Genomic DNA, 26,162 nt, shown 5'->3' on the forward strand with positions numbered 1-26,162 from the left:
CGCGCAGCTTGAGACGCACAACAAAAAAAGGGCTCCCGGTTGGGAGCCCTTTTCGTTTGGATATGGTCTGCGCTTAAGCCTTGATCAAGCCCATCGATTCCAGCTTCAGGATCACCTGATGGGCGCAGTTATCGACTTCCACGTTCTCGGTTTCGACCGACAACTCTGGGTTTTCAGGGACATCGTAAGGGTCGGAGATACCTGTGAATTCTTTGATCTTGCCCTCGCGTGCCAGCTTGTACAGGCCCTTGCGGTCACGGCGTTCACATTCCTCGATCGAGGTCGCGACATGGACCTCGATAAAGGCGCCGAACGCTTCGATATCTTCGCGCACTGCGCGGCGCGTGGTTGCATAGGGCGCAATCGGCGCACAGATCGCGATTCCGCCGTTCTTGGTGATCTCGGACGCGACATATCCGATGCGGCGAATGTTGAGGTCGCGGTGCTCCTTCGAGAAACCCAGCTCGGATGACAGGTTTTTACGAACGATGTCACCATCTAGCAGCGTGACCGGACGGCCACCCATTTCCATCAGCTTGACCATCAACGCGTTGGCGATGGTGGATTTGCCGGAGCCAGAAAAACCGGTGAAGAACACAGTGAAGCCTTGGCTCGCACGTGGTGGGCGGGACCTGCGCAGCTCTTCCACAACCTGCGGGAAGGAGAACCATTCTGGAATGTCGAGGCCTTCGGACAGACGGCGCCGCAATTCGGTGCCAGAGATGTTGAGGACCGTTACGTTGTCTTTGTCGTCAATCTCGTCAGCGGGTTCATACTGGGCGCGGTCCTGTACATAAACCATGTGCTTAAAGTCGACCATTTCGATGCCCATTTCTTCCTGATGCTCGCGAAAGAGGTCCTGAGCGTCATACGGGCCGTAGAAATCTTCGCCCGCCGAGTTCGCACCGGGGCCTGCGTGGTCGCGACCAACGATGAAGTGGGTGCAGCCGTGGTTCTTACGGATCAGGCCATGCCAAACAGCCTCACGTGGTCCAGCCATGCGCATGGCAAGGTTCAGAAGGCTCATGGAGGTGGTCGAGGACGGATACTGATCCAGAACTGCTTCGTAGCATCGAACGCGGGTAAAGTGGTCGATGTCGCCCGGCTTGGTCATGCCGACGACAGGGTGGATCAACAGGTTGGCTTGGGCCTCTTTCGCGGCGCGGAACGTCAGTTCCTGGTGCGCGCGGTGCAGCGGGTTGCGCGTCTGGAACGCGACCACTTTGCGCCAGCCCATCTTGCGGAAATAGGCACGCAATTCGTTGGGTGTATCACGGCGCCCGCGGAAATCGTAGTGAACCGGTTGCTGGATGCCAGTGATCGGACCGCCGAGATATATTTTGCCCGCCTGGTTGTGCAGGTAGTTAACTGCAGGGTGGGCTTGGTCGTCGGCGCCAAAGACCATTTCGGCTTCGCGTGCCTTGTTTGGCGTCCATTTGTCGGTGATGGACATCATCGCGAGGATGACGCCTTCCTGATCGCGCAACGCAATGTCTTGCCCGACTTCGACGGAATTTGCGAAGTCGTCGCCTACATCCAGTGTAATCGGCATTGGCCAAAGCTCGCCCGAGGCGAGGCGCATGGTTTCGACGACGCTGTTGTAGTCTTTTTCAGACAAGAAGCCCTTCAGCGGATTGAAGCCGCCATTCATCAGCAATTCCAGGTCACAGATTTGGCGCGGGGTCAGGTCCCAAGAGGTCAGGTCCGCAGCTTCCATTTTCATCTTTTGGGCGCTGTCATAGGACACGAAGAGTTCTGGGATTGGAGTTAGGTCGTTATTCATATGTCTGGTCCTGTCACTTAGGGGAGAAAGGCTTGTCTTGGTGCCGGTTAATTCGGCGTGAAGGGCGTCGTATTCGGTGAGCTTTCGTTGGAGAAAAGCGTTGATCAGTTGGTTCTTCTTTGAGGCTCCGCGCTGTGTGAGGGCGTAGGCGAAGCGTTGGCGCTTGTCGGGGCTGTCACGCTCTCCGACTTTGACGAGGCCCGCATCAGCGGCCGCCCGCAACAATGAATTCAGCCGTCCAAGCGACACCCCCAAGGCAGTTGCCGTTGCGCGCTGGGATGCTTCCGGCGCCAGATCAAGCTGGCGCAGAAGTCTGAAGAGCAGGTCTTCGTCATCCAGTGCGGGTTTGGTGTGCAGGGGCATTGTTCGCGGCTTTATGTTTGTTCACGGATGAACGCATCGCAGAAAGCGTGATAAATTCAAGGGTGTTTTTCGGGGGAAAACATCGCGCTTTATCCCGCAGCAAAAAGGCAACACGATTGTGCTGCCTTCACTGCCCACCTGGGGCTGCCAATTTTTACTTAACTTCTGGCCTTGCCCGCCAGGATGTTCAGGCCTCTTCAGCCAGGAACCGCTCGGCCTCAAGAGCAGCCATGCACCCCATTCCTGCGCTTGTTACAGCTTGGCGATACTTGTGATCGGTCAGGTCGCCTGCCGCGAAAATTCCCGGTATCGAAGTTTCGGTGCTGTCCGGTTTTGTCACCACGTAGCCGCCCATATGGGTTTCCAGCACGTCTTTCACCAATTCATTCGATGGCGCGTGGCCGATTGCGATGAACACGCCTTTGCACGCGATGTCGGTAATCTTGCCGGTTTTTGTGTGTTTGACCTTCACGCCTTCGACGCTCAGCGGCGCTTCCGTGCCGGTAACCTCAACCAGTTCGTGGAACCACAAGGTTTCGATCTTCGGGTTCTTTTCCAAACGGTTGATTAGGATTCTCTCGGCGCGCAACTCGTCGCGGCGGTGGATCAGCGTCACTTTGGAGGCGAAGTTGGTCAGGAAGAGGGCTTCCTCGACGGCAGTGTTGCCGCCGCCGACAACGACGATTTCCTGACCGCGATAGAAGAAGCCGTCACAGGTGGCGCAAGCCGAAACGCCGAAACCTTTGAACTTTTCCTCGGTTTCAAGCCCAAGCCATTTGGCACGCGCGCCGGTGGCGAGGATAACCGCGTCGGCAGTATAGAGTGTCCCGCTGTCACCTGTGGCCTTGAAGGGGCGGGACGAGGTGTCGAGGGTCGTGATGATGTCGCTGATGATCTCGCAGCCCATCGCCTTTGCGTGGTCTTGCATACGGATCATCAGGTCAGGGCCTTGTACTTCCGTGTCGCCGGGCCAGTTTTCAACTTCGGTGGTGGTGGTCAACTGACCGCCTGGCTCGATGCCTTGGACCAAGATCGGTTCCAGCATAGCGCGCGACGCGTAAACGCCAGCGGTATAGCCTGCGGGTCCAGAGCCGATGATCAGAACTTTGGTGTGGCGCGAGTCGGACATTGCGAAACCTTTCGGCAATTTTTTGCAGTTGGCCCCATATAATTGCGCGGGCTCGCAAGCGAAAGGGGGGCGCGGCTGATTTGCAGATCATTTAATATGTTGCGCGCGCTTGAAATATTATTGCGCGTGAACCTTGCGCGGAGTAAGACAAATCAAAACAGGGGAGACTGTCGTGGCCGTGTCAAAACTCGACGAAATTGATCGCAAGATTCTAGCCGAGCTTCAGGCGGACGGACGCATGACCAATGTCGAATTGGCCAAGCGTGTCGGGATTTCGGCCCCGCCCTGCTTGCGGCGCGTCCGCACGCTTGAGGAATCGGGCTATATTCGCGGATACCACGCCGACGTCGAGGGCCGCGCACTGGGGTTCGAAGTGAAGGTCTTTGCAATGGTCGGCCTGCAAAGCCAAGCTGAGGCCGATCTATCGGCTTTCGAGACCCGCTGTCGCAACTGGCCGCTGGTTCGGGAATGCCACATGCTTAACGGCGAGGTGGACTTCATCCTGAAATGCGTCGCACCCGACCTAAGCAGCTTTCAGAGTTTCCTGACCGAGGAGCTGACGTCAGCCGACAACGTGGCCAGCGTTAAAACCTCGCTCGTTATCAGGGTTGCCAAAGACGACCCCGGTGTTCCGTTCGAGATTGTGGAAGAACGCTTGTCCCAGATCGCCTAAGAACCGCCTCGCAGCGCCTTAACTTCAAAAGTTGTCAGGCGGTTGATTAATTGCGTGCCAAAGAAATCAAGGTTTCTTGCCTGAGGAAACAGGCGCAGCAATGAATATAGCATTTCGTCGTCCAGCAACGCTTCGGAGTGTGGTCCGGGATGAAAGCTTTCCATTTCGATGCCGTTGACCTTGATCGTCGCCTGACGATCGAACCCGAGATTATACACGGTAACAGGCGACGCCGGTTGGACCGAAAAGACACTGATACCGTCTTCAAAGGCGCGGACTGGTGCGAAGGCGATGTCTACCCCAAAGAGTGACCGGCATTTTGCATGTCTCAGCAAGATATGGGCGCGCGGTGCCAAGAGCAGATCCTGCGAAGGCTTTGCCAGCCCAAACGCCTCTGCGGTAACGCGCAAGAGTGCGCCACGATCTGCGGTCTGGGCTTCGCGCAGCGACATCTCGTACGACCCGATCCATTGTAGCGGGATCGCACCGTACTCGGACGACAAGATGCGCATTCCAGGTGTCAGGTCTTCTACTGCGACGGGGCCGTTATCCGTGGATACGATCGCGCCCCGCGCCATGTTGGCGCATGCGCTTTCGATTGCTGGCAGGGCAGGGGCCACAACGGTGTCATATCGGGCGTTTCCGTCCGGCGTGAGCCACGCGATGTTATAAGGGCGGGACATTGCGCGCGTTCGCGGCTGGGCGGCCGCACGATACACAATGGAGTGACCGATGCCAACTTGGGAAGGTGCGAGGTGGGAGGGGACATTCGGGTTATAGGTCATGCGTCGTCCCTTTTCAGGTCTTGGCGTGACTGCGTCGGTCCCCACCGGCGCGCAGAACTGCTGGTTGATAATCTGCTAACAATGGCCCGCTGAGCGCCACAAAGTCAAATTTTCGGGCCTAGTCGCGGCTTGCAGGTGGACAATGCAGTGTTTGCAGATGGCATCGTTTCTGACTTTTGAGAAAGCCTGCCACAATTGGAAAGCTGTGTCGCGCATCGTGGGGAATGGACAGTGGCGAATCGGTCTGTCACAATCAACCTGACACCAATGAGACCCGTTAAAATGAGGCGCGCGGTGCAGGTCACGAGCAAGGATCACATACTCAAGGTCATGTCTTTGACCCGTTTCCATTTCGTTGCTGGCTTGCCGAAGTCGGGGGCTAGATATTTTGCGTCGTTGCTTGCGCAGAATTCTCGGTTTTGTGTGTCCAGTGACAGCCCCGCACACAGCGTGTTTTGCCATTTGACCGAAGCTTGGGCGCAGCAGGATGGACCTTTGTCCTTTGTAGATGCCTCTACGCGCACGGCGCTTTTGCGGGCATCGATGGACGCTGTTCATCACGGGCGTGCGATGGACTCCGTGGTGTTCGATAACAACCCCGAATGGTTGCCCCATATGGCCTCGCTGGCCGAGTTGTTTCCGTTGTCACGGTTCATTCTTCTGGTGCGCGACCCCGCACGCATCGCCGCGGAAATGGCGCAGGAAACAGGTGGTGCCCAAACGCCTGCCGCGTTGATGTCGGATCATGGGGTCATCGGAAAGCCCGTTGGGTGCATTCAAGCAGCGCTAACTTCCAAGGCGGCGGAGCGGTTGCTCTTGATTGATTATGACCGCTTGTTGAGCGATCCAGAGAGAGTGATGAACGCGATGTACTCTTTCTTGGGAGATGTGGTGTTTACACATGACTTCCGAGCATTGCCGCCTGCAGCGCCTCGTGCTCAACGGATGCCAATGGGGCTCGCGCGTCGTGTGGCCGCAATCGGGGATGGAACGCGACGCCGTATACAGAAAAACGATTTGCCGATCTGGCGCCGTAGCTCGGGATCGGCCGCTACTATGCTGCTGCCGGAGGCTGGATAAGCCGCGCGGTGGGTGCTAGCAGTCCAGAAAATCCAGCGGGAAGGTCGCATCTATGGCAAATTTGAGCAATCAGCAGATCAAAGACCTGTTTGCCAAGGCGCGTCACGCTCAAGAAAAAGGCCAGCTTGACGATGCCGAACGCGGCTACAAACGGCTTTTGAAAAGCGCTCCGAACTTACCGGAGGTGAACTTCAATCTTGGGGAAATCTTCGCACTCCGCGGCAAATTTGCTGAAGCTGCCGACCGTTTTGAAGTCGCTTTGAAGCTGCGTCCAAACGAACCTGCCATCTGGGCGAGCTATCTGAATTTGGCAGCCAAGCACCCCAATCCTAAGAACTTTGACCTGCTGCGCGAACGCGCGAGGCCCGTTCTGGGGGCGACCGCGGCGTTTGCTTTCTTCGAAGGCGTCGCGTCACGGCGCGATGAAAAGTGGAAGGAGGCGGCGGGATTCTTCAAATCCGCGATTGAATCAGGCTTTCGGCAAGCCCGCGTGTACGCGGAATATGGCTCCACTTTGGTAGAGCTGAAACAGTTTGATCTCGCGATGGAACAGTTCGATAAGGGGCTTTCTGCGTCGCCAGAAAACGATGTGCTGCTGTTCCGGAAAGCCAGCTTGCTGCAATCTATGGGGCGTATCGACGAGGCCCGAACCGCTGTTCAGCGCGCGATCAAACAGGTGCCAAACGCGGGTGCCTACCACGCTCTATACGCCTCTTTGACCAAAATGGGGGCGGATGACCCAAACATTGCAGTGATGAAGACTGCTTTGAAGTCGAAGCGGGCCGGCGACGGTGAAATCCCATCTGTGGCCTATGCGCTTGCCAAGGCAATGGAAGACAGTGGTCAGTTCGGCAAGGTGTTCAATTATCTCAATATTGCCAACACAGCGCTGGCAAAGACATATCCGTATGATGTGCCTGCGGTCAAAGCGAGCGCGGAGCGCATTCGTGACTTGTACGACCAAATCAAGGAGTTGGACGGCCCGATCTGCGCAGCCTCCCCCATCTTCGTGACGGGTGCCCCGCGGTCCGGCACGACCTTGGTCGAGCAGATACTGGCGTCGCATTCGAAAGTCGAAGGCGGCGGCGAGTTAGGCATAGTCCAGCCGAAGTTCTCAAACCTGATCAGCGGCCCTGACAGCGAATGGGGGGGGGATGGGATGGCCCTATTGACCAAATTCACCGCTGCCGCGACTGAATTTGAAGAAGAGCTTAAACGCCGGTTTCCACACGCTCAGGTTGTGACGGATAAGTCGATCTCTAGCTACGCTATTATGGGGTTTTTGGCCAAAGCTATGCCCAACGCGCGGTTTGTGGTGGTGCGCCGCGATCCATTTGACAATGCGCTTTCCATCTACAAGAACCAGTTCCGAGAGGGTTTGCACAGATACGCCAACAATCTGGAGCATATCGCGTTTTTCCTCAGGCAATTCGAGGACATGGTGGAATTCTGGCGAGAGCAATGTCCCGGCGTCTTCCACGAAATTCGGTATGAAGATTTGATTGCCGAGCCTGAAGCGCAATCGCGGGCGCTGGTAAAAGCCGTGGGCCTGGATTGGGAAGATAGTTGCTTGTCGTTCTACGAGACCAAGCGGGAAGTTCGCACGCTGTCCGCAACGCAGGTTCGACAGCCAATGTATTCATCGTCGGTGGGGGCTTGGAAAAAGTTTGACCGCGACATGGCACCGTTTGTGAAGGCTTATGACAACTTGGGGAAAGGTCGGTAACACGGCACAGTCAGGCCAGCTTTAAGCGCTTGCCACTGGTGCCGTGGTATCTGTTTGAACGCCGAGCGTTTAGTGAATGGCGCGACGTGTCGGAGTGTTGCGCCGATACGTGCTTGAGCCATCGGAGATCGCGTCATGCAAGATTTTGGCCAAGCCCGGGGCTTCTTCGGCCAAACGCGTTTTCCAGTTCGGACGCGTGCCACGGGCCCATGGCATTGTCACATCGGTAGTGGCGCTTTCTTCTAGCACCCAAGTCATCCAGCGGCTGTTTTTGCCCATTGTTATTGCTCCGTCTCAGATTGTTTGGGCGCCGCTGCTTACTGCTGCTCTTCGGCCCCATTCGATGAATTCGTGTCCCTTTTGGGGACCTCTTTAATCCACCACGTCAATGGGGCATCAGCATGTCCTGCTTCAAACTTTCTTAAATTTCTTTGGAGGTAATTGTGGCGCAAAACAACGGCGGCTGTCAGTAACCCGAAGGCCAATAATTCAAGGGTGAAAGAGAATATGATCTGCATATCCCAATTCGTAGCAACGGAAGTTTAAGGCCGGATTAAGGCGACTCTCTGTCACGTCATCGTCACGTTCTACGCTACAATTCCGTGTCTAAAGTTTGATTGTTGCGATAAGCCGACCGTAGTCAGCCTCTTTTTTGTGGACGCTGCGCCGGTAAGAATAAAAGCGTGCGGGGTCGGCATAAGTGCAGTGCCGCGTCCATTCCGCCTGCACCCCGGCAGAGCGCAAGCGATGCAACCCGTAGGCGGGCAAATCGAATAGCATCCGGTCGCCTTGCCCGTTTGCGAAGAAACGAGCGTTCTCTGTATCATCGTCATAAAAACGGTCGAAAAACTCGGGGCCCACTTCATAGGCAGCCTGACTGATGCACGGCCCGATGACGGCGACGATGCTTTCGCGCGTGGCACCCAAACCAACCATTGCATCAACGGTATTCTCCAGCACACCGCCTATCGCTCCGCCCCAACCCGCATGTGCAGCACCAATGACGCCCGCCTCGGCGTCGGCGAACAAAACCGGCTGGCAATCGGCGGTCAATATCCCAAGGGCCACGCCTTGTGTAGCAGATACCATGCCGTCTGCCTTCGGAGACCCGGACAGCGGAGCATCGACGACAACCACATCTGCGGAGTGGCATTGGTTCACAGAAATCAAATGATCCGGCGCGACCTGCATAGCGTCGGCGACGCGGGCGCGGTTGGTCAGCACGGCTTCGGTTTGATCGGATGAGCCTCGTCCGCAGTTGAGCCCCTCAAACACGCCAGAGGAGGCTCCGCCTTTTCTGGTGAAAAAGCCATGCCTCACGGGGGCGAGGTCATCGGCTGTCAGAATTTCGAGTGTCATATCGATCTCGCAGGGTCAAAACCGGGTGGGAGCGGCGCGCCCTTCGGCGCAAGTGCAATCGCTTTGAACAGGCTCCCCATTTCTTCGGGGTGCGTCAAGCGCCGATGCGCGGCGATATGCGCGTCCAAGGCCGCCGCTTGCAAGTTGCGCGCTAAGGCTTGAGCGCGGGGCGTAATGCCAAGGCGTTCCAGAAACACACCCTGCGGCGTCATTTCGCTTGCTTGGCAGAGGCCTGCAGCTTTGGACAAGGCCTCAAAGTCGACATGTGCGGTCAGGTCCGCTTGCCCGGGTCGGGAGAGGGGGTCTACGGATGCGTGGTTCTCCAACGCCTGAAACGTGTCACCAAGCGAGCGCCAGTCTCCATAGTCGATAATCAGGGCGGCCCCGCCTTTGGCCACGCGCGCTGCAATGTCCTCCACGATGGGGCCGGCGGACGGGCAGATTTCCACCACGTCGTCTGCTCCCGTGTCGGCCAATCGATGGGACAGCGCGTCGATGCGCGTCTCCCCCGTCAGTCCAAAGGCAAGCGCCCCACGGTCCAGCCCTATATGTCTTTCCCGCCAGCCCGACGCGCCGCGCATGAACTGACGTATGGGTAGTGCGTCGAAAAATTCGTTAGCGACCAAAAGAACCGGCCCATCAGGAAGGTCCGTGACATGGTCAACCCAAGTCACGTCTGCACCCACCAGTGTCTTCGCCTGAACGTCACGCAAATGCGCGCTGGCCTCAACAAGCACCACCTTGCGTGGGAACCCTTCGATTTGGGCCGTTACGCGCAACACATCTTTCATTAGTGTTCCTCGGCCGGGGCCAAGTTCTGCCAGATAGGCGGCTGGGCGGCCTTGGTCCATCCAAGCTTGGGCAAGGCAAAGTCCGAGGAGTTCACCAAACATCTGGCTGATTTCGGGGCTCGTGATGAAGTCCCCGGCAGTGCCAAAAGGATCGCGGGTTGCGTAATATCCATGCTCGGGATGCAAAAGGCAGGTCTGCATGTAGTCGGCCAGATTCATCGGGCCTTCGGTCGCGATCTGGCGCGCCAACAGGTCGCGCAGCGCAGTCAAAGCCGCTTGGCCTTTGCGATCAGGGCCAGTCCCAAAAGGATCATGGGGATCGAGAGAATTTGCCCCATCGTCAGGCCGTAACCGCCTATGTGCCATGCCAGCCCCAACGGATTGCCGTCGCTGACGAATTGCGCATCTGGCTGCCGGAAGAATTCTACAAAGCTACGCGCGAGCCCATAGCCAACAAGGAACACACCAATCATCGCGCCAGGCCGCATGAGCCACCCGCGGCGGTAGGCGAGCCAGAGCATCGCGGCCCCCAAAAGGAGCCCTTCAAGCCCTGCCTCATACAATTGCGAAGGGTGGCGCGCGCAGATGCCTTCAACGCTTGGGCAGTTCTGAGCGGCCTGACCGGGGAATGCGAATGCCCATGGCACATCTGTGGGACGGCCCCATAGCTCTGCGTTGATGAAATTGGCAAGTCGTCCGAGCATCAAACCCGGTGCCGCGGACACGGCAACAGCATCCCCCACGCGCATGGCGGGGAGCTTGTATTTCCAGCAATAGGCCAAGGCAGCGACGACCACGCCAAGGAAACCGCCATGGAAGGACATCCCGCCCTCCCAGACCTTCAGGATTTCGACAGGGTGGGAGATGTAGTAGCTTGGCTGGTAGAAAAATACGAAGCCCAAACGTCCGCCCAGCACGACCCCGAGGATGATCCAGGTGAGCAAATCCTCGGGTTGCTCTTTGGTCATCGGCGGGCCACCTGCCCCCCAAAGCGCAGGGCGTTTTACAAGTCCGACGACGATGCGCCACGCAATGATAAGGCCCACGATATAGGCGAGCGCGTACCAGCGTAGCGAGAAGGCGAAGCTGCCTAACTCGAGCGTGAAAATCTCAGGGCTGATATCGGGGAAAGGAAGGGCAAAGACTGTCATGCGCGCTTGGTGCGCTGAGGCTGCGACGAAGTCAACCTTGTGCGCAGCCCCGAGCCAACCCATATAGGGGCCAATGACGAAGGAGTGACCCAATGCAGACCCGCAACAAGTTTTTCGACGACATGTCGCAGCTGATGACCAACGCCATGGGCGTGGCGCAAGGGGCCAAGACAGAGGCCGACAATGCAATGAAGTCCATGATGGACCGTTGGCTGGCGGATCGCGACTTTGTAACGCGTGACGAATTCGAGGCGGTTCGCCTCATGGCCCAAAAGGCGCGCGAAGAGAACGAAGCCTTGAAGGCCCGTCTCGACGCGCTGGAAGCCAAGAAAAAGCCAGCTTCTAAAAAGGCCTAGACGGCAGCTGCCTGCTTGTTGCGGGGGCGGCCGTACCAGAACCAGACACGGTAGGCCTCTAGCAGGGCTAAGGGAGCGAAATGCACGATCGCACCCATTGGGGATTCCCAATTGTGCAGCGCTGCCCAGTGGACCAACGTCAGCACAGCGGCGGCATATGTCCAGCGTTGCAGGCGTTTCCAGCCCGTCCCCATGCGACGCACGAAATAATCCATCGACGTTACCGCGAGCGGAATGAAGATTGCGAAAGCCAGCCATCCCGTCCAGATGTAAAGGCGCGGCGCCTCGTCAAGGATGCGCTGGAGGGTGGCCACGTCCACGACGTAGTACACTGTGTGCAATAGGGCGTAGCCAAAGGCCGCCACTCCGAAATAGCGGCGGTTTTTCTTGAGCCAGAGCGGGCCCCTCCAGCCTTTGAACAGCAACGTCAGCGGTGTCGCCATCATCGTGATGATGAGCAATCGGGCAGAGGTTTCGCCGGACGGGTGCAAAAGCTTGTGTATAACGCGGGCGTCATCGGAGGTCAGGGAACTCCACATCATCAAAACAGCAGGAACGGAAAGAAGCGCCCATAGCCAATAAGGCGAGACTCGGCGGAAAAGAGTAGACATAACGAAATCCAAATTCAGTGTGCGTTTTGGTTACACGGCCCTGATCTTGGTTTCCGTCGCGCGAACCGATGATTTTTTTCGCCGTTACCAGATGTCTTTGTAAAGCTGCACAATTTCGGCTTCCGTTGGGACGCGCGGATTGTTTTGCGGGGATCCGGACGCCAGCGCCTGCTGCGCCATGACCGGCAATGTGGCGAAGTAACGATCCTTGTCCAATCCTTGTGCGGAAGGTGCGGGAACCCGCAAGTCGTCGTTGAGGCGTCGCAACCCTTCAACCAGCTTGCCGCAAGCGACTGCGTCGCTGTCGCTACTGGTCGCCATGTTCATGACTCGCGCGCAATCAGCGTAGCGACGTGACGCATGATCGATAGAGAATGCCGTGACTGCGGGAAGCAGCATCGCGTTGGACAAGCCGTGCGCAACGTGGAAATGGGCACCGATGGGGCGGCTCATGCCATGGACCAGAGCAACAGACGCATTGGAGAACGCCATTCCCGCTTGGCTCGCTGCAAGCATGAGACCTTCGCGCGCCTGTGCATTGGAGCCGTCCATGCAGGCCGCGCGAACATGCTTTGCGATCAGCGGCATCGCAGACAGCGCGAACGCGTCCGTGTAGGCGAACGCCTTACGGGAGACATAGGCCTCCATAGCGTGGGTAAGGCTGTCCACAGCGGTGTCGGCAGTGATGCGCCATGGCTTTGTAACTGTGAACTCCCAATCAATGATTGCAGCGGTCGCGACAGCGGCCAAGCCGGACAGGTTGTATTTTTCAGTTTTCACGGTGTCGGTGATTACGCACCAACGCGTAAGCTCTGAGCCTGTGCCGCCCGTGGTCGGAATGAGAATCGTGGGCGGCCCGCACTTGTCAATCTGCGTGGGGGCCTTGTAGTCCCGAACGTGACCGGGATTGACTGACATGAAGGAAATAGCCTTCGCCGTGTCCATCGGAGATCCGCCGCCAAGCCCGATGATGCAGTCGAATTCAGCTGCACCAAACGCCGCGAGACCTTCTTCTAGGCAGGTGTCGGTCGGATCCTCGATCACGCCGTCGAAGATGCCGTAAGGAATTCCTGCGGCGTCCAGGCCATCTGTTACCTTGGCCACATGGCCCAGTTCGACAAGGGTTTTGTCCGTCACAATGAGGGGTCTAGACAGCCCTAACTGGGTCAGAACATCACCGGTTTCCGCTGAGACGCCGCCACCGATCCGAATGATGCGCGGGGATTGCACACGTCCAATTGTCATCTGTCGATCCTCCATCGGGTCCAAGCGCTACCGCTGGAAACCTGTCCTGCCTTGGTTGAAGTTGCAAGCCACCTTGCCTTCCCCCGCATCGGTCACATAGGCTCTGCAGGTCTACATCATCAGGGAACCTGACCCATGCTTCGTATTGCTGCCGCGGCGCTCGCCGCTTTCACTGCCACCACTGCTTTCGCCGACGGTCATCTGCCAGATCTCGACGGTAAAGAGATCGTGGTTGTCACAGAAAACGCCTATCCACCGCTCCAGTTCGTTGAGCCGGGCACAGGGAATGCCATTGGTTGGGAATACGATGCGATGGCGGAAATCGCCAAGCGCATCAACGTCACTATCGTTTACGAGAACACCAGTTGGGATGCGATGATCCCTGCGGTGTCTCAAGGCCAATACGACCTGGGAATGACCGGCATCACCATCCGCGACGACCGCAAAGAACAGGTCGATTTTTCGGACAAATACATGACATCCGAGATGATCATGATGGTGCGCGGCGATGAAGAACGCTTTTCCGACGCCAAATCCTTCGCTGCCGACGAAAGTCTATTGATGGCCGCACAGCCGGGCACCACACCGTTCTATGTGGGTGTTTACGATGTGCTTGATGGCAACGAAGAAAATGCGCGGATCATCAAGTTTGAGACGTTTGGCGCTGGCGTTCAGGCTCTACGCACGGGCGATGTTGATCTGGTTCTGACCGACAGCACCGCCGGCAATGGCTACGTTTCGGCCTCCGAGGGCAAGTTGAAGATCGTTGGTGAAAAGCTCGGGACCGAAGATTTCGGATTCATCTTCCCCAAAGGCTCGGAACTGGTTGATCCGATCAATGCCGCCATTGCTGATATGGCAAAGGACGGCACCCTTGATGCGCTGAACAAGAAGTGGTTCCTGGACTACAAACTCGGCAGTTAAGCCCACTCGTGCTTGGACCAACAAAGCCATCAGACGACTTCCCCTATTGGCTGGTGCTTCTAGGGGGCGTCGTTGCCTATCTCGGATATCAGGTCGTAGCAGACGATCTGTATGCGCAGGTCCTCGGTACGCTATCCAAGGGCATTCGGATCACCGTCCTTGTGACGCTCGTCGGGTTTTCGCTGGCGTCTGCATTGGGGTTGGGGTTGGCTTTGATGTCGACCTCGCGCAGCATCGTCATCCGCCAGATCGCGCGATTCTACATCGAAGTCGTGCGCGGCATTCCGATCATCGTGTTGTTGCTCTATGTGGCATTCGTCGTAGCGCCCGCACTTGTTGCACTTGCGAACTGGCTGCTCACGCCATTCGATGCGGAGTTGGTGCGTACGCGGCAGTTTCCGTTGTTGTGGCGGGCAACACTGGCCTTGGCCATCGGGTACTCGGCGTTCATCGCTGAAGTTTTTCGCGCGGGGCTGCAATCTGTGGACTGCGGCCAGATCGAGGCGGCTCACACTTTGGGCCTGAATCGCTGGCAACGGTTCCGCTACATCGTATTTCCCCAAGCCATCCGCACGATCCTGCCGCCTTTGGGCAATGATTTTGTGGCGATGGTAAAGGATTCAAGCCTCGTGTCTGTGCTCGGGGTCGGGGACATCACGCAGCTGGGCAAGGTCACCGCAGCTGGCAATTTTCGATATTTCGAAACTTACAACGTCGTCGCGCTGATTTATCTGACGTTGACGGTCACACTGTCATTGGCCTTACGCAGATTTGAACGACATTTGCGCCAACCCGGTCAGGACTGATTGCATCCGGCTGGCAAGCGCATAGGTTAAGCGCGAAGGAGCACACATCCATGACCAACCCTCTACTCGCCGACTGGCAAACCCCATTTTGCCTGCCACCCTTTTCTGAATTCACCGACACTGATTTCGCCCCCGGATTTGAGGATGCGCTAACAGAAGCTCGTGCAGAGCTTGCGGCGATCATCGAGAATTCCGACGCCCCGACATTTCAGAACACCATTGATGCGCTTGAGTTGATGGGGGAGGGGATGCACAAAGTGCTTTCACCTTTCTACACATTGGCCGGGGTCGACAGTAATCCGGCGCGTGAGGCTTTGCAGCGGGACTTCTCGCCGAAGCTGGCGGCTTGGGGGTCCGAGGTGTCGATGAACCCTAAGCTGTTTGAGCGGGTCGAGGAGCTTTGGAACAAGCGCGACGCGTTGGACCTGACGCCTGAGCAACTTCGCGTTCTGGAGCTGACGCGTCGTGGGTTTGTTCGGTCTGGGGCCCAGTTGACGGGCAAAGAGTTTGACCGGTTGAAGCAGGTCAAGGAGCGTCTCGCCGTGCTAGGAACGCAGTTCACCCAAAACCTATTGGCGGATGAGCGCGGCTGGTCGATGGAGTTATCTGACGCTGATCTTGAGGGTCTGCCAGATTTCGTGGTCGCGACAGCTCGGGCTGCGGCCGACGCCGAAGGGAAAGATGGGCATCTGCTCACTTTGTCACGGTCGCTGATTGTGCCGTTTCTGCAGTTCTCGCCCCGCCGTGATCTGCGCGAAGTGGCCTATGAGGCATGGGTCGCGCGCGGTGCGAATGGTGGCGAGACAGACAACCGCGAGATCGCAGCCGAAACGCTTAAACTTCGAGAGGAACGCGCCAAGCTTTTGGGCTATGAGGATTTTGCGAGCTACAAACTTGAAACCGAAATGGCCAAAACCCCTGAGGCGGTGCGCGAACTGTTGATGCAGGTCTGGGCTCCGGCCAAGGCGCAAGCTGATCTGGACGCCCAGAAGCTGACCGACATGATGCATGCCGACGGTATCAACGGCGATCTGGAGGCTTGGGACTGGCGCTACTATTCTGAAAAACGCCGTGCCGCAGAGCATGATTTGGACGAGGCCGCACTCAAGCCCTATTTGCAGCTCGACCGGATGATTGAGGCGGCATTCGACTGTGCTACGCGACTGTTCAGTTTAAGCTTTGAGCCCATCGACGCTGACCTGCATCATCCAGATGCCCGCGCGTGGGATGTTACTCGCGACGGAGAGCATGTTGCGGTGTTCATCGGCGATTACTTCGCCCGCAGTGGCAAGCGATCCGGCGCTTGGTGTTCCGCGATGCGAGCACAACAAAAGCTGCGCGGTGACATCCGTCCGCATGTCATTAACGTATGCAATTTTGCCAAGCCTTCGACGGGAAAGCCCGCGCTGCTGAGTTATGACGACGCGCGGACGCTATTCCACGAATTTGGTCATGCGCTGCACCAGATGCTGTCGGATGTGACCTACGAGTCGATCTCAGGAACGTCGGTCGCGCGTGATTTTGTGGAACTTCCAAGCCAGCTCTTTGAGCATTGGTTGGAAGTGCCAGAAGTCTTGCAGAAATACGCCACGCACGCCGATACAGGGGAACCGATGCCCGCAGACATGCTTCAGCGTATGCTGGACGCGGCGACATATGACCAAGGGTTTGCAACGGTGGAATACGTCGCCTCAGCAATGGTTGATCTGGAATTCCACAGCGGCGCGGTCCCCGCCGACCCGATGGCCAAACAGGACGAAATACTGGAAGGGATGGGCATGCCGCGTGCCATCCGTATGCGCCATGCGACACCGCATTTCGCCCATGTCTTCGCTGGCGACGGCTATTCTTCGGCCTACTACAGCTACATGTGGTCGGAGGTCATGGACGCTGATGCTTTTTCTGCCTTCGAGGAAGCTGGCGGGGCATTTGACGATGTAACGGCCCGCAAACTTGAGGAACACATCCTGTCCGTCGGAGGTCTGCGCGAGGCAGACGTGCTGTATACAGAGTTCCGCGGCAGGCTGCCCGGGGTGGAGGCATTGTTGAAGGGTCGTGGTCTGGACAAAGTCGCATGAGGTTGACCTCCGATCACTCCGATGCGCTGATCCGGATCGTGCGGGATGTCGCTGCAAAAGAGATCAGACCGCTGTTCCGAAATATTGATCTGTCGGATGTCGACAGCAAATCCGCACCCGATGATTTGGTGACTGTGGCAGATCGCGCGGCGGAATTGGCAATTTCCGTCGCCGTTCGGGAGCTTTTGCCCAATGCCGCCATTGTGGGAGAGGAAGCCGTTGCCGCAGACAAATCTGTTCTCGACCATGTCGGAGCAGGGCAGGTAGTGGTGATCGACCCGATCGACGGGACTTGGAACTTTGCCCATGGCGTAGCAACCTACGGGGTTATTCTATCCGTGATCGAAGATGGCGAGACGGTTTTCGGGTTGCTGTATGATCCCGGCTACGATGACTGGGTCGTCGCGACAAAGGGGAAGGGCGCTTGGTTCTGCGATGCTAAGGGTCAGCGCCGCAGCCTGACACTTGGCCCCGCGCCTGAGGTGTCAGACTGCTTCGGGTACGTGGGGATGTATCTCTTTTCCAAGCCGCAACAGGCGAAAATCGCGGCGCAGCTTCCGGCGTTCAGGCGCACGCAAACCTTACGCTGTGCGTGTCACGAGTATCGTTTGCTCGCAGGCGGGGCGGCGCAGTTCAGTCTGACTGGGATGCTCAATGTTTGGGATCATGCCGCAGGTGCATTGATCTACCAAGAGGCGGGTGGAGTTGCACGGCTGATTGATGGCCGCGCGTACCATCCGACGATGCGCCAAGGGAACTTGCTTACCGCATCCTCTGAAGCGCTGTGGCAAAAGCTTGCTGACATGTTCGACTTTCTCAACGATTAACGTCGGGGTTTCAGTGAACGCGCTTTGCTATTCTCTGATTTCTTCCGGCATCAGGCCCCAGAGCTTTTCGCGGGGGAGCCAGCCTTTCGTGCCGTCAAGCGTGACGCGACACCAGTACTGATCGCATTTCCCAAGGCGTGCGACGACGCCCAGCTCGGCATGTGCCACCACGTTGGAAGCGGTATCGGCGAGTTTGTAAACCGCGGTCATATCTTCTTCGATTAATCCGAACCGCGAACCGCTGAGCAGGGTGTAATGCACCCAGCCGCCTGCGCCCTCTCGGTCGACGACGCGGCGCCAGTGGCCGTGTTCGGCAACGATTTGGAGGGGCATATTGCGGTGCTTGAACACCCAATCGATGCGGTGTGACAGGGATGGGCCGCGCCGGACGTTCGCCTCGGATGCCTTCAAGGACACAAATCGTGGAAGCGGCAAGTTGGTGACTGGCCCGCGTTCGGACGCAAGCGCCAAAACCGGCGCACAGAGCAAACAAGCGACCAAAGCCACTAATCGAATAACCCGTACCATTATTTGTCCTGTTTGAACCGCGACGTTTTTTATCGGGGCTATTTCTTGCCTTGCCCCTTTGGACGCGATCTTGTCACTATAGAGCGAGAAATTCCACTCAAGGATGAGCAAAGATGCCAAACCAGAAGCTGAGTGTTGTCGTGACGCGACGGTTGCCCGAGCATGTCGAAACCAGAATGTCGGAGCTGTTTGACGCTTCGTTGCGCTCTGACGACGTGCCGATGACCCGTGAAGAGCTGGTTGAGGCCGTTCAAACCGCAGACGTGCTTGTCCCGACGTTGACGGACCGGATTGACGCCGGACTGCTCGGGCAGGCGGGTGAGAAGCTGAAATTGATCGCGAACTATGGCGCAGGAGTAGACCATATAGATATTCACACGGCCCGTCAGCGCGGCATTCTGGTGTCCAACACCCCCGGTGCTGCGGCAGAGGACACGGCGGATATGACGATGGCGCTGATCTTGGCCGTCACCCGCCGAATTCCTGAAGGGCTGGCGGTGATGCAATCGGGCGAATGGGAAGGCTGGTCTCCAACTGCTCTGATGGGCGGGCGCATTTCAGGGCGTCGTCTTGGCATCCTCGGGATGGGACACATCGGACAGGCGGTCGCGCGCCGCGCGCGCGCGTTCGGAATGCAGGTGCATTACCACAATCGCAAGAAAGTCCACGAGGGTGTGTCAAATGAGTTAGAGGCCACCTACTGGGAAAGCCTCGATCAGATGATCGCACGCATGGACGTGGTGTCGATTAACTGCCCGCACACCCCATCGACCTATCATTTGATGAACGCACGGCGCCTGAAGCTTATGAAGCCGGATGCTGTGATTGTGAACACCTCGCGTGGCGAAGTGATCGACGAGAATGCACTGACGCGAATGCTCCGATCGGGCGAGCTGGCGGGGGCGGGATTGGACGTATTTGAACATGGCACGCAAATAAATCCACGCCTGCGAGAGTTGAAAAACGTCGTCTTGCTGCCACATATGGGCTCCGCGACGCGAGAGGGGCGCTTAGAGATGGGAGAGAAGGTGTTGTTGAATATCAAGACCTTCGCCGATGGTCACCGCCCACCCGATCAAGTTGTCCCTGGGATGCTTTAGAACCCGACACCCTGAAAACTCGAAAAGATCGAGGCGCGAGATGGAACATTAAGCGCTATAGTTCGTTGTCCCTTCATACCGTAACCGAATGAAAGGAATACGAGATGAACTGGGACCAAATCGAAGGCAATTGGAAAGAGTGGAAGGGCAAAGCCCAAGCGAAATGGGGCGAGCTGACCGACGACGAGTTGGATCAAGCCGCTGGCAAACGTGAAGAACTCGAAGGCCTGCTGCAGCAAAAATATGGCAAGACCAAAGAGGAAGCCAAAGACGAAATTGATTCCTTCATGGCGAGCTGAGCCATGGCTGATGTTGAACGCACCGGAACAGACGCCCGTGGTCAGCTTTTCGATCAACTCGACGATGTCCGCGCGGGCATGTTGGGGGTCGAAGGCTCCGGTCAGCACATGCAGCCGATGACCCACTACTTCGATCGTGACACCGGTGAGTTGTGGTTTATCACCTCCCGCGACACGGACTTGGTTCGCGGCATCGGTCAGGGAAACACGGCACATTTCTGCGTTCAAAGCACGTCGCAGGACTACTACGCTTGCCTGTCCGGACCGATCTACCAAAGTCAGGACGAGGTCAAGCTGGACGAAATCTGGTCCGCCGTAGCCGCCGCCTACTTTGAGGGCGGTCGCGAGGATCGAGACGTCTGCCTGCTGCACATGCCTCTTCGCGAGGCTGCGATCTGGTCGTCCTCCGGCAACCCGTTCGCCTTCGGCATAGAGGTGCTCCGCGCCAACTTGACCGACAGCACCGCACAAACGGGCACGCACAAGGTTATCAACTTCGCCACAGCTGCATAAGAACAAAAGCCCCGCTGTCAGGCGGGGCTTTTCCATTGTTTACAGCCTTCGTTATCTGTCGATCTTGCCGCCCATTATGGCGATGGCTTTTTGGTAAACCCCTGCCGCATTCCACTGTTTGATCACGGTGAAGTTGGGCTGTCCTTCTTGGTAGCCGACCCCGCGTTTCCAGCCTTTACCTTTGAGGAAGTTAGCCGTCGAGGCCAGCGCATCCGCCAAGTTATTTAGGTCAATCCGGCCGTCGCCATTGCCGTCTTGGCCGTATTTCAAAACGTTGCCGGGCAGAAACTGAGTGTGACCGAGCTCTCCATGTTTCGCGCCGATGGAATTGGGTGAAATGATTCCGCGGTCTACGAGTTTCAGAGCAGCCAACGCGTGACCGGTGAAAAACTCTGACCTACGGCAGTCATAGGCGAGGGTCGAGATTGACGAGACAACATTGCTATCGCCCATAAAGTTGCCAAATCCAGTCTCCATCCCATGAATCGCGATGATCACGCCCGGAGGAACGCCATATTTTTTCTCCAAGGACGCGTAAAACCCTGCATCTCGGGCTTTGCGCTTGCGGCCTTGCGCCACGATTGTGTCTGCCCCGCGAATTTGCATGAACTTACTGAGCGAGTATTTGAAGCTCTTCTGGTTCCGATCAGCAGCAATTGTGCGTTGTGCATAGCTGGTGCCAGCCAACGCAGCCAAACCTCGGTTCCCCACGCCCGCTTGCGCAGCCTCTTTGGCAAAGGCAGCTTTCCAAGCGTTGTATCCGCTCGCAGTGTTGCCGCATTGGGCGGAAAGGGCCGGAGCAGCAAGCGTAAGTGCTGCGATGAGAACTACGGAACGAAGCATCTGAAAATCCATTTGAAAGGAACAATTTCTCAGAGAGTAGCTTTGACCTTGGCGACACGCAACTGGCGGAGCCTGAGTTGTCGGAAATGGTGTATTTTGGGTCGAATGGCGCTCGGGGATTGTAGCACGCCTTGTTAGACAGATGCCAAGTAAGCCTAAGGGGAGTCGGATTTAATGAAAACGCATGTCAAAGCACTGGTTGTCGGCGGTGGCGCTGTCGGGACGTCGATCGCTTACCATTTGGGCAAGGCTGGATGGGACACGATGCTGCTGGAGCGTGACGAGCTAACCTCTGGCTCGACTTGGCATGCTGCGGGGCTGCTGCCCTATTTCAACATGTCTTTCGCGACGACCCACATTCACGACTATTCGATCAAGTTCTATAAGACACTTGAGGAAGAGACAGGCCTGAACGCGGGCTTCTCGGTTTGCGGCAATCTACGCATGGCGCGCACGCAAGAGCGTATGGATGAATATGCGCTCTATTCCTCGACCGCCGAGACGGTTGGGGTTCCCCACCAGTGGATGAAACCCTCTGAAATCAAGGAACGGTGGCCCCTTATCCGCACCGACGATTTGAAGGGTGCGATCTATCACAACACCGATGGCTACATAAACCCTGCCGACGTCACGATGGCGATGGCGAAAGGTGCGCGGCAGCATGGTGTAACCATCGAGCGCAAATGGCAGGTGGATGGTTATGAATGGACCGGTTCCGAATGGCGCGTGACGATCACCAAGATGGTCGAAAAAGGCGGCAATCTCGTCGCCTCCGACGAACAGACAGTCATCACCGCCGAGCATGTTGTCACTGCGACCGGCAACCACGCGCAACGCACAGCGGAGCTGCTGAAGATCAAAATTCCGGCCATCCCGGTCGAGCACCAGTTCATCGTGATGGAGCAGGACCCCGCGCTGGTTGAATGGCGCAAAACCAACCCCGAACACCCCGTGATCCGTGACGCCGATGCGCAAAGCTATGTGCGCGAGGAACGCGGCGGGTGGATCCTTGGTGTCTATGAGAAAAACGCGCCTGCTCGATTTGAATATGGCGTGCCCGACAGCTTTCGCGCCGATCTGTTCCAGCTGGATCTGGAGCGGATCGAACAGCAATATATGGAGATGATCCACCGCATCCCGTCATGCGAAACGTGCGGTCTTAAGGACGATTTCAACGGCCCGATCTGCTACACTCCAGACGGCAACCCGCTGGTCGGCCCCGCGCCGGGCCTGCGCAACATGTGGCTAGCGGAAGGTTTCTCGTTTGGCATCACCGCAGCCGGTGGCACTGGCTATTACCTTGCCCAGATGATGGTAGAAGGCGAGGCGGAGATCGACATGGCCTCCCTCGACCCCAAGCGATACGGCTCGTGGATGACGACTGAGTTCGCCGCGCGCAAGAACGAGGAATGCTACGACCACGTCTATATCCTGCACCACCCCGACGAGGAACGTCCCGCCGCTCGCCCCCTGCGGACGTCGCCAGCTTATGACCGACAAGCGGCACGCGGTGCGCAATTCGGCTGGGTGAACGGCTGGGAACGTCCGAACTATTACGCGCCTGAAGGCTTCAGCGACCACGACTCTCGCAGCTTCCGCCGTGGCGGCTGGTGGGAATACGCTGTCGAAGAGGCGAAAGCGATCCGAGAAGGCGTGGGGCTTGTGGATGCAACGGCATTCACCAAACATATCGTTAAAGGTGCAGGCGCTGAGGCTTTCCTCGATTGGTTTACCACCAACAAATTGCCGCGAGTGGGCCGCATCAACCTGACCTACGCGCTGACTGACGCGGGCACGACGCGCACGGAATACACCATTGTGCGGTTGGCCGATGATGAGTTCTATCTGGTCTCTGCTGGCGCGTGGACGACTTACGACGCCGACTACCTCCGCAAGGCCATTGAGGACAAAGAGCCGGAGTTTGGTCGCATCGAGTGCCAAGACGTGACAACCCAATGGGGCGTCTTCGCCATTGCGGGACCTAAATCGCGCGATGTGTTGAACGCGGTGATCAAAGACCGTGATCCTGAAACTGCCCTGTCCAACAAACGTTTCCCGTGGCTGTCGGCCAAGAAAATCGAGTTAGGTATGTGTCCCGTTAACGCGATCCGCGTGGCTTATACAGGCGAGTTGGGATGGGAGCTGCACCACCCTATCGAAATGCAGAACTACCTGTTCGACCTTCTGGAAAAGGCAGGCGAGCCGCATGGCATGAAGTTGGTTGGCGCACGCGCGCAAAACTGGCTGCGTCAGGAGAAATCCTACCGCGCGTTCGGAACGGAGCTTGGTCGCGATGCAACGCCGCTAGAGGCCGATCTGCCGCGCTTCGTCGACCTGTCCAAAGATTTCCGTGGCAAAGCCGCGATGGAGTCTTTGGGCATCCGGTCGAAATGCGTGACGCTTCTGATCGACGGGCCGGACGACGCAGACCCTTGGGGTCGCGAAGCGCTGTACTCTGGTGAGATGAAGGTGGGACGCCTGACGTCCGGCGGCTATTCCGTCGCCTTTGGCAAGAGCATCGGCATGGGCTATGTCTCGCCGGAACTGGCTGAGGTCGGAACGAAGCTGAAAGTCCGAATGCAGCGCCAACTTTGGGACGCTACTGTTGTGGAGGACAGCCCCTACGATCCGAAGAACGAAACGATCCGTAAGGACGGCTAAGCCGTGCAACCTGCGGGTAGATTTAGGCTGAAACCGACTTCGCAGGCGCTATCCGCGCCTGCGCCAAGTGGCCAGACGGCGACGTGCGCGTACGATCAGGTCCGATATTGGACCGCGCAGCACTTCCAAATCCACGGCGAGCAGCAGCAAGCCGATGGGCAACATCCACACTCCGAACACGGGCAGCACTGCCAAAAAACTGCCTAGAATGAAAATGATGGCAACGGGCACTCTTACAATCCACCAGCCACGTGCGCGGATTGCGGTGAGTGGGCGGCGCAATGCCGGGATCATACGCTCCATAGCATCGAATTGCCGTTCGAAGCGACGTGTCGCACGGGCGCGTTTGTCTGGATCAGTAGCCATCATACGATCGCACATAAGATTGAAGAGGTTTCAATTCAATCTATGCGAAACCGGAGCGGATCAAGAGAAGTGACGGTTTCTTCATCAAGCTCTGACGCACGTCCGCCGACCAAATCCGATAGCAGTTGGCTTGCTGCGGGTGCAGTTTGAAAGCCGTACCCACCTTGCCCCGCGCACCACCAGAACCCATCGATCTCGGACTGACCGATAGCGAGGCAGCGGTCCGGCGTAAATGTGCGAAGCCCTGCCCAATTGGCAATCATGCGTTGAACGGGTGTGGTGACGTGTTCTTCAAATCTCGCGATCCCTTCCGCGAGCACCATGTCATCGGCCCAAGCGTCCATTGGCAGCGTCGGGTCCTCGTCGGCAGGAGAAATCAAAAGCGCGCCTGCATCGGGCTTGGCATACCACGTCTCACCCGGCCCGAAGAGCAGCGGCCAGTGCGTGACGTCAAACCCTTCAGGCGCGGCCACCCGTGCAATAGACCGGCGCATTGGCTGCAATGTCAAAGGCGCAACGCCTGCGAGGCGCGCGATCTGGTCAGCCCATGCGCCCGCTGCGTTTACGATCTGGCGAGCCTCGTAGTCTTCGCCCGCAGTGACACGCCAGCCTCTGCCTGTTTTTTCAATTGCAGTGACCTCCGCGCGTGTGACGACGGTGCCGTCATTGCGACGCAAATGCCGGACGAAGCGTTGAATGGCGGCATCTGTGTCGATGTCCCACGCCTCGTCGTGATAGCCCACCTGTGTGACTTGGTTGGCATCCAGAATGGGCAAAATCTCTAGCGCTTGATCTATGGTCAGGCGGCGCATCTTCATCGTCACCATGTCGGATGCGAATGCGAGTTCATTGCCTTCACGTCCCAGCAGCATAAGGCCGCGTGGACGATCGCGCGAACCGTTCACTTCAAGATGCCAGTTTTTGCTGGCGCTGTTGAGGGCGATGGTCGAAGGCTTTCCGTAGGTTTCCTCAAACATGGCGGCAGAGCGACCGGAGGCGTGATAGGCAAGCGCGTCCTCTCGTTCCAACAAGGTCACGTTTCCCAATTCGGAGAGTCGAGCAGCAGCAGAGGTTCCGGCGATGCCTCCGCCGATGACAAGAAAGTCCGTCATGCCTCCTCTAGTCGGTCTGTCGCTGGTGCGGGCGTTTGGCTGAGCGCGGTCACTTCATCATAGAGCGCATCGCTCATACTAAATTCCATAGCGGCCAGAGATGGCGCCAATTGCTCGGAAGAGCGCGCGGAAATGATCGGCGCCGTCACGCCGGGATTATGCGCCACCCAAGCGACCGCAAGCGTTGCGGCATCGGTGCCATGTTTGGCTGCAAGTTTTGGCAAAGTAGCAGCTGCATCGTGCATCCAAGGCACATTGTAGCGGGCATTGTAACGTGCGTCGTCTATGAGCCTGCCGCTTGCGTCGTCGCTTGCGTATTTCCCGGTCAGTAATCCTCCCCCTAGGGGGGAGTAGGGCACTACGCCGATCCCTTGGTCTTCGCAGGCCGGAATAATCTCCACCTCAGCCTGCCGTTTCACGAGGTTGTACATCGGTTGAAGGACGTCGACAGTTGTCCCCAGATTTCGCGCGATTTGAGCGGCTTTCATGACCTGCCACGCTGCGAAGTTGGAAATGCCGATGTAGCGGATGAGTCCGTCCTCACGGAGTTCGGCCAGCGCTTCGAAGCTATCTTGCAAAGGCGTCTCGCGATCGAACCGGTGGAGGTACATCAGATCGATTGTATCGACCTTCATACGCGCTCGGCTTTCCTCGTAAGATTGCAGCACATTTGCCTTGGTCGCGGGTTTGTCATAGGCGGCCTTGGTTGCAATCAGAACGTCATCGCGCTCCCGCTGTACAAAGCGCCCCAGCATCGTTTCGGACTGGCCGCCCGTGTAGACATAGGCGGTGTCAAAGAAGTTGATGCCCGCGATGCGGCAATCTTCGTACATCGACTGGCTGGCGACGATATCGGCCTTGCCACCGAACTGCATGGTGCCAAAGCAAAGCTTGGATGCGGGGGCCCCGTTGGCCGTGGTCAGATGTATCATAAGCCCGAGATTGGCAGAAAGGATATGCTGTGGGAAGGGGGCTAAACGCTCTGTGGTTGGCGCGGTATTTGTTCCGCTATTCGTATCGCACGCCGCTATAGCTTCGCAAATCCGTCCGTGC

At 57.5% G+C, this 26,162-nt stretch carries 26 protein-coding genes; 12 read left to right on the top strand and 14 right to left on the bottom strand.

Features of this window, described 5'->3' with window-relative positions:
- Positions 1-73 precede the first annotated feature (73 nt).
- Both BM352_RS07150 and trxB read right to left on the bottom strand, forming a co-directional pair.
- Positions 74-2,146 (bottom strand): bifunctional sulfate adenylyltransferase/adenylylsulfate kinase, encoded by a 2,073-nt coding sequence (locus tag BM352_RS07150; protein ID WP_090214343.1) that lies wholly within the window; start codon positions 2,144-2,146, stop codon positions 74-76.
- Between the two features lie 187 nt (positions 2,147-2,333).
- The gene (gene trxB / locus BM352_RS07155; RefSeq protein ID WP_090214346.1) at positions 2,334-3,275 is read right to left on the bottom strand and encodes a thioredoxin-disulfide reductase; all 942 of its coding nucleotides are present in this window, start codon (positions 3,273-3,275) and stop codon (positions 2,334-2,336) included.
- 172 nt (positions 3,276-3,447) lie between these two features.
- Here trxB and BM352_RS07160 point away from each other — a divergent pair, with 172 nt between their 5' ends.
- Positions 3,448-3,948, top strand: coding sequence for an Lrp/AsnC family transcriptional regulator (locus BM352_RS07160; RefSeq protein ID WP_090214349.1), 501 nt, complete (start codon positions 3,448-3,450; stop codon positions 3,946-3,948).
- Here the strand turns inward: BM352_RS07160 and BM352_RS07165 are convergent.
- Positions 3,945-4,733, bottom strand: a complete 789-nt coding sequence (locus tag BM352_RS07165; protein WP_090214351.1) for a Hint domain-containing protein — start codon at positions 4,731-4,733, stop codon at positions 3,945-3,947. The two genes, BM352_RS07160 and BM352_RS07165, sit on opposite strands and share 4 nt — an antisense overlap.
- A 330-nt stretch (positions 4,734-5,063) precedes the next feature.
- Here BM352_RS07165 and BM352_RS07170 point away from each other — a divergent pair, with 330 nt between their 5' ends.
- Entirely contained in the window at positions 5,064-5,813 is a 750-nt protein-coding gene (locus BM352_RS07170) for a sulfotransferase family protein (protein WP_175500642.1), read from the top strand.
- 52 nt (positions 5,814-5,865) lie between these two features.
- Positions 5,866-7,539, top strand: a complete 1,674-nt coding sequence (locus BM352_RS07175; protein ID WP_090214355.1) for a tetratricopeptide repeat-containing sulfotransferase family protein — start codon at positions 5,866-5,868, stop codon at positions 7,537-7,539.
- Between the two features lie 69 nt (positions 7,540-7,608).
- On the opposite strand, the gene BM352_RS07180 is transcribed toward BM352_RS07175, so the two are convergent.
- From BM352_RS07180 to lgt, 4 genes are all read right to left on the bottom strand, one after another.
- Positions 7,609-7,818: a hypothetical protein gene (locus BM352_RS07180; RefSeq protein ID WP_090214360.1), complete on the bottom strand. Its 210-nt coding sequence runs from the start codon at positions 7,816-7,818 to the stop codon at positions 7,609-7,611.
- A gap of 327 nt (positions 7,819-8,145) precedes the next feature.
- Positions 8,146-8,898 carry a peptidoglycan editing factor PgeF gene (gene pgeF / locus BM352_RS07190; protein WP_090214365.1) on the bottom strand — a complete coding sequence of 251 codons (753 nt, stop codon included), beginning with the start codon at positions 8,896-8,898 and terminating at the stop codon, positions 8,146-8,148.
- A complete protein-coding gene (locus tag BM352_RS07195) occupies positions 8,895-9,959 on the bottom strand; it encodes a class I SAM-dependent methyltransferase (RefSeq protein ID WP_090214368.1) in 1,065 nt (354 codons plus the stop codon). Before BM352_RS07195 ends, pgeF begins: the two co-directional genes overlap by 4 nt.
- Positions 9,956-10,840 (bottom strand): prolipoprotein diacylglyceryl transferase, encoded by an 885-nt coding sequence (lgt, locus tag BM352_RS07200; RefSeq protein WP_090219920.1) that lies wholly within the window; start codon positions 10,838-10,840, stop codon positions 9,956-9,958. Before lgt ends, BM352_RS07195 begins: the two co-directional genes overlap by 4 nt.
- A gap of 92 nt (positions 10,841-10,932) precedes the next feature.
- Here lgt and BM352_RS07205 point away from each other — a divergent pair, with 92 nt between their 5' ends.
- A complete protein-coding gene (locus BM352_RS07205; RefSeq protein WP_090214371.1) occupies positions 10,933-11,196 on the top strand; it encodes an accessory factor UbiK family protein in 264 nt (87 codons plus the stop codon).
- On the opposite strand, the gene BM352_RS07210 is transcribed toward BM352_RS07205, so the two are convergent.
- A complete protein-coding gene (locus BM352_RS07210; RefSeq protein ID WP_090214373.1) occupies positions 11,193-11,807 on the bottom strand; it encodes a protein-methionine-sulfoxide reductase heme-binding subunit MsrQ in 615 nt (204 codons plus the stop codon). The genes BM352_RS07205 and BM352_RS07210 overlap by 4 nt on opposite strands.
- 84 nt (positions 11,808-11,891) lie before the next feature.
- The gene (locus BM352_RS07215) at positions 11,892-13,052 is read right to left on the bottom strand and encodes an iron-containing alcohol dehydrogenase (RefSeq protein WP_090214375.1); all 1,161 of its coding nucleotides are present in this window, start codon (positions 13,050-13,052) and stop codon (positions 11,892-11,894) included.
- Positions 13,053-13,187: 135 nt separating this feature from the next.
- Here BM352_RS07215 and BM352_RS07220 point away from each other — a divergent pair, with 135 nt between their 5' ends.
- Genes BM352_RS07220 through BM352_RS07235 form a run of 4 tightly spaced genes read left to right on the top strand, consistent with a single transcriptional unit; the run spans position 13,188 to position 17,687 of the window.
- Positions 13,188-13,976 (top strand): transporter substrate-binding domain-containing protein, encoded by a 789-nt coding sequence (locus BM352_RS07220; protein ID WP_090214378.1) that lies wholly within the window; start codon positions 13,188-13,190, stop codon positions 13,974-13,976.
- A gap of 8 nt (positions 13,977-13,984) precedes the next feature.
- Positions 13,985-14,782: an amino acid ABC transporter permease gene (locus BM352_RS07225; protein ID WP_090214380.1), complete on the top strand. Its 798-nt coding sequence runs from the start codon at positions 13,985-13,987 to the stop codon at positions 14,780-14,782.
- A 50-nt stretch (positions 14,783-14,832) separates the two neighbouring features.
- Entirely contained in the window at positions 14,833-16,860 is a 2,028-nt protein-coding gene (locus BM352_RS07230; RefSeq protein WP_090214383.1) for a M3 family metallopeptidase, read from the top strand.
- Positions 16,857-17,687 carry an inositol monophosphatase family protein gene (locus tag BM352_RS07235; RefSeq protein WP_090214386.1) on the top strand — a complete coding sequence of 277 codons (831 nt, stop codon included), beginning with the start codon at positions 16,857-16,859 and terminating at the stop codon, positions 17,685-17,687. Before BM352_RS07230 ends, BM352_RS07235 begins: the two co-directional genes overlap by 4 nt.
- A gap of 27 nt (positions 17,688-17,714) precedes the next feature.
- Here the strand turns inward: BM352_RS07235 and BM352_RS07240 are convergent, their stop codons facing one another.
- Positions 17,715-18,215, bottom strand: coding sequence for an SH3 domain-containing protein (locus BM352_RS07240; RefSeq protein ID WP_090214388.1), 501 nt, complete (start codon positions 18,213-18,215; stop codon positions 17,715-17,717).
- Positions 18,216-18,328: 113 nt separating this feature from the next.
- Between BM352_RS07240 and BM352_RS07245 the strand changes: the two genes are divergently transcribed.
- From BM352_RS07245 to BM352_RS07255, 3 genes are all read left to right on the top strand, one after another.
- The gene (locus tag BM352_RS07245) at positions 18,329-19,315 is read left to right on the top strand and encodes a 2-hydroxyacid dehydrogenase (RefSeq protein ID WP_090214391.1); all 987 of its coding nucleotides are present in this window, start codon (positions 18,329-18,331) and stop codon (positions 19,313-19,315) included.
- 104 nt (positions 19,316-19,419) lie between these two features.
- Positions 19,420-19,614: a CsbD family protein gene (locus BM352_RS07250; RefSeq protein ID WP_090214394.1), complete on the top strand. Its 195-nt coding sequence runs from the start codon at positions 19,420-19,422 to the stop codon at positions 19,612-19,614.
- 3 nt (positions 19,615-19,617) lie between these two features.
- Positions 19,618-20,127 carry a pyridoxamine 5'-phosphate oxidase family protein gene (locus BM352_RS07255; protein ID WP_090214395.1) on the top strand — a complete coding sequence of 170 codons (510 nt, stop codon included), beginning with the start codon at positions 19,618-19,620 and terminating at the stop codon, positions 20,125-20,127.
- Positions 20,128-20,178: 51 nt separating this feature from the next.
- On the opposite strand, the gene BM352_RS07260 is transcribed toward BM352_RS07255, so the two are convergent.
- On the bottom strand, positions 20,179-20,970 hold the full coding sequence (locus BM352_RS07260) for a lytic murein transglycosylase (protein WP_090214398.1): 792 nt from the start codon (positions 20,968-20,970) through the stop codon (positions 20,179-20,181).
- Between the two features lie 174 nt (positions 20,971-21,144).
- Here BM352_RS07260 and BM352_RS07265 point away from each other — a divergent pair, with 174 nt between their 5' ends.
- Positions 21,145-23,631 (top strand): GcvT family protein, encoded by a 2,487-nt coding sequence (locus BM352_RS07265; RefSeq protein ID WP_090214400.1) that lies wholly within the window; start codon positions 21,145-21,147, stop codon positions 23,629-23,631.
- A gap of 48 nt (positions 23,632-23,679) precedes the next feature.
- On the opposite strand, the gene BM352_RS07270 is transcribed toward BM352_RS07265, so the two are convergent.
- Genes BM352_RS07270 through BM352_RS07280 form a run of 3 tightly spaced genes read right to left on the bottom strand, consistent with a single transcriptional unit; the run spans position 23,680 to position 26,041 of the window.
- Complete coding sequence (locus tag BM352_RS07270) at positions 23,680-24,000, bottom strand: hypothetical protein (protein WP_245780931.1); 321 nt, start codon at positions 23,998-24,000, stop codon at positions 23,680-23,682.
- A 32-nt stretch (positions 24,001-24,032) separates the two neighbouring features.
- The gene (locus BM352_RS07275) at positions 24,033-25,109 is read right to left on the bottom strand and encodes an NAD(P)/FAD-dependent oxidoreductase (RefSeq protein WP_090214403.1); all 1,077 of its coding nucleotides are present in this window, start codon (positions 25,107-25,109) and stop codon (positions 24,033-24,035) included.
- On the bottom strand, positions 25,106-26,041 hold the full coding sequence (locus BM352_RS07280) for an aldo/keto reductase (protein ID WP_090214405.1): 936 nt from the start codon (positions 26,039-26,041) through the stop codon (positions 25,106-25,108). The genes BM352_RS07275 and BM352_RS07280 overlap by 4 nt, the downstream gene beginning before the upstream one ends.
- Positions 26,042-26,162 lie beyond the last annotated feature (121 nt).

Source organism: Litoreibacter janthinus (assembly GCF_900111945.1).
GTDB classification, from domain to species: Bacteria; Pseudomonadota; Alphaproteobacteria; order Rhodobacterales; family Rhodobacteraceae; genus Litoreibacter; species Litoreibacter janthinus.

Coding starts and splice junctions, on each gene's coding strand:
- BM352_RS07150 (WP_090214343.1), bottom strand. CDS start 2,146: ATGCCCCTGCACACCAAACCCGCACTGGATGACGAAGACCTGCTCTTC.
- trxB (WP_090214346.1), bottom strand. CDS start 3,275: ATGTCCGACTCGCGCCACACCAAAGTTCTGATCATCGGCTCTGGACCC.
- BM352_RS07165 (WP_090214351.1), bottom strand. CDS start 4,733: ATGACCTATAACCCGAATGTCCCCTCCCACCTCGCACCTTCCCAAGTT.
- BM352_RS07170 (WP_175500642.1), top strand. CDS start 5,064: ATGTCTTTGACCCGTTTCCATTTCGTTGCTGGCTTGCCGAAGTCGGGG.
- BM352_RS07175 (WP_090214355.1), top strand. CDS start 5,866: ATGGCAAATTTGAGCAATCAGCAGATCAAAGACCTGTTTGCCAAGGCG.
- BM352_RS07180 (WP_090214360.1), bottom strand. CDS start 7,818: ATGGGCAAAAACAGCCGCTGGATGACTTGGGTGCTAGAAGAAAGCGCC.
- pgeF (WP_090214365.1), bottom strand. CDS start 8,898: ATGACACTCGAAATTCTGACAGCCGATGACCTCGCCCCCGTGAGGCAT.
- lgt (WP_090219920.1), bottom strand. CDS start 10,840: ATGACAGTCTTTGCCCTTCCTTTCCCCGATATCAGCCCTGAGATTTTC.
- BM352_RS07205 (WP_090214371.1), top strand. CDS start 10,933: ATGCAGACCCGCAACAAGTTTTTCGACGACATGTCGCAGCTGATGACC.
- BM352_RS07210 (WP_090214373.1), bottom strand. CDS start 11,807: ATGTCTACTCTTTTCCGCCGAGTCTCGCCTTATTGGCTATGGGCGCTT.
- BM352_RS07215 (WP_090214375.1), bottom strand. CDS start 13,052: ATGACAATTGGACGTGTGCAATCCCCGCGCATCATTCGGATCGGTGGC.
- BM352_RS07220 (WP_090214378.1), top strand. CDS start 13,188: ATGCTTCGTATTGCTGCCGCGGCGCTCGCCGCTTTCACTGCCACCACT.
- BM352_RS07230 (WP_090214383.1), top strand. CDS start 14,833: ATGACCAACCCTCTACTCGCCGACTGGCAAACCCCATTTTGCCTGCCA.
- BM352_RS07235 (WP_090214386.1), top strand. CDS start 16,857: ATGAGGTTGACCTCCGATCACTCCGATGCGCTGATCCGGATCGTGCGG.
- BM352_RS07240 (WP_090214388.1), bottom strand. CDS start 18,215: ATGGTACGGGTTATTCGATTAGTGGCTTTGGTCGCTTGTTTGCTCTGT.
- BM352_RS07245 (WP_090214391.1), top strand. CDS start 18,329: ATGCCAAACCAGAAGCTGAGTGTTGTCGTGACGCGACGGTTGCCCGAG.
- BM352_RS07250 (WP_090214394.1), top strand. CDS start 19,420: ATGAACTGGGACCAAATCGAAGGCAATTGGAAAGAGTGGAAGGGCAAA.
- BM352_RS07255 (WP_090214395.1), top strand. CDS start 19,618: ATGGCTGATGTTGAACGCACCGGAACAGACGCCCGTGGTCAGCTTTTC.
- BM352_RS07260 (WP_090214398.1), bottom strand. CDS start 20,970: ATGCTTCGTTCCGTAGTTCTCATCGCAGCACTTACGCTTGCTGCTCCG.
- BM352_RS07265 (WP_090214400.1), top strand. CDS start 21,145: ATGAAAACGCATGTCAAAGCACTGGTTGTCGGCGGTGGCGCTGTCGGG.
- BM352_RS07270 (WP_245780931.1), bottom strand. CDS start 24,000: ATGATGGCTACTGATCCAGACAAACGCGCCCGTGCGACACGTCGCTTC.
- BM352_RS07275 (WP_090214403.1), bottom strand. CDS start 25,109: ATGACGGACTTTCTTGTCATCGGCGGAGGCATCGCCGGAACCTCTGCT.
- BM352_RS07280 (WP_090214405.1), bottom strand. CDS start 26,041: ATGATACATCTGACCACGGCCAACGGGGCCCCCGCATCCAAGCTTTGC.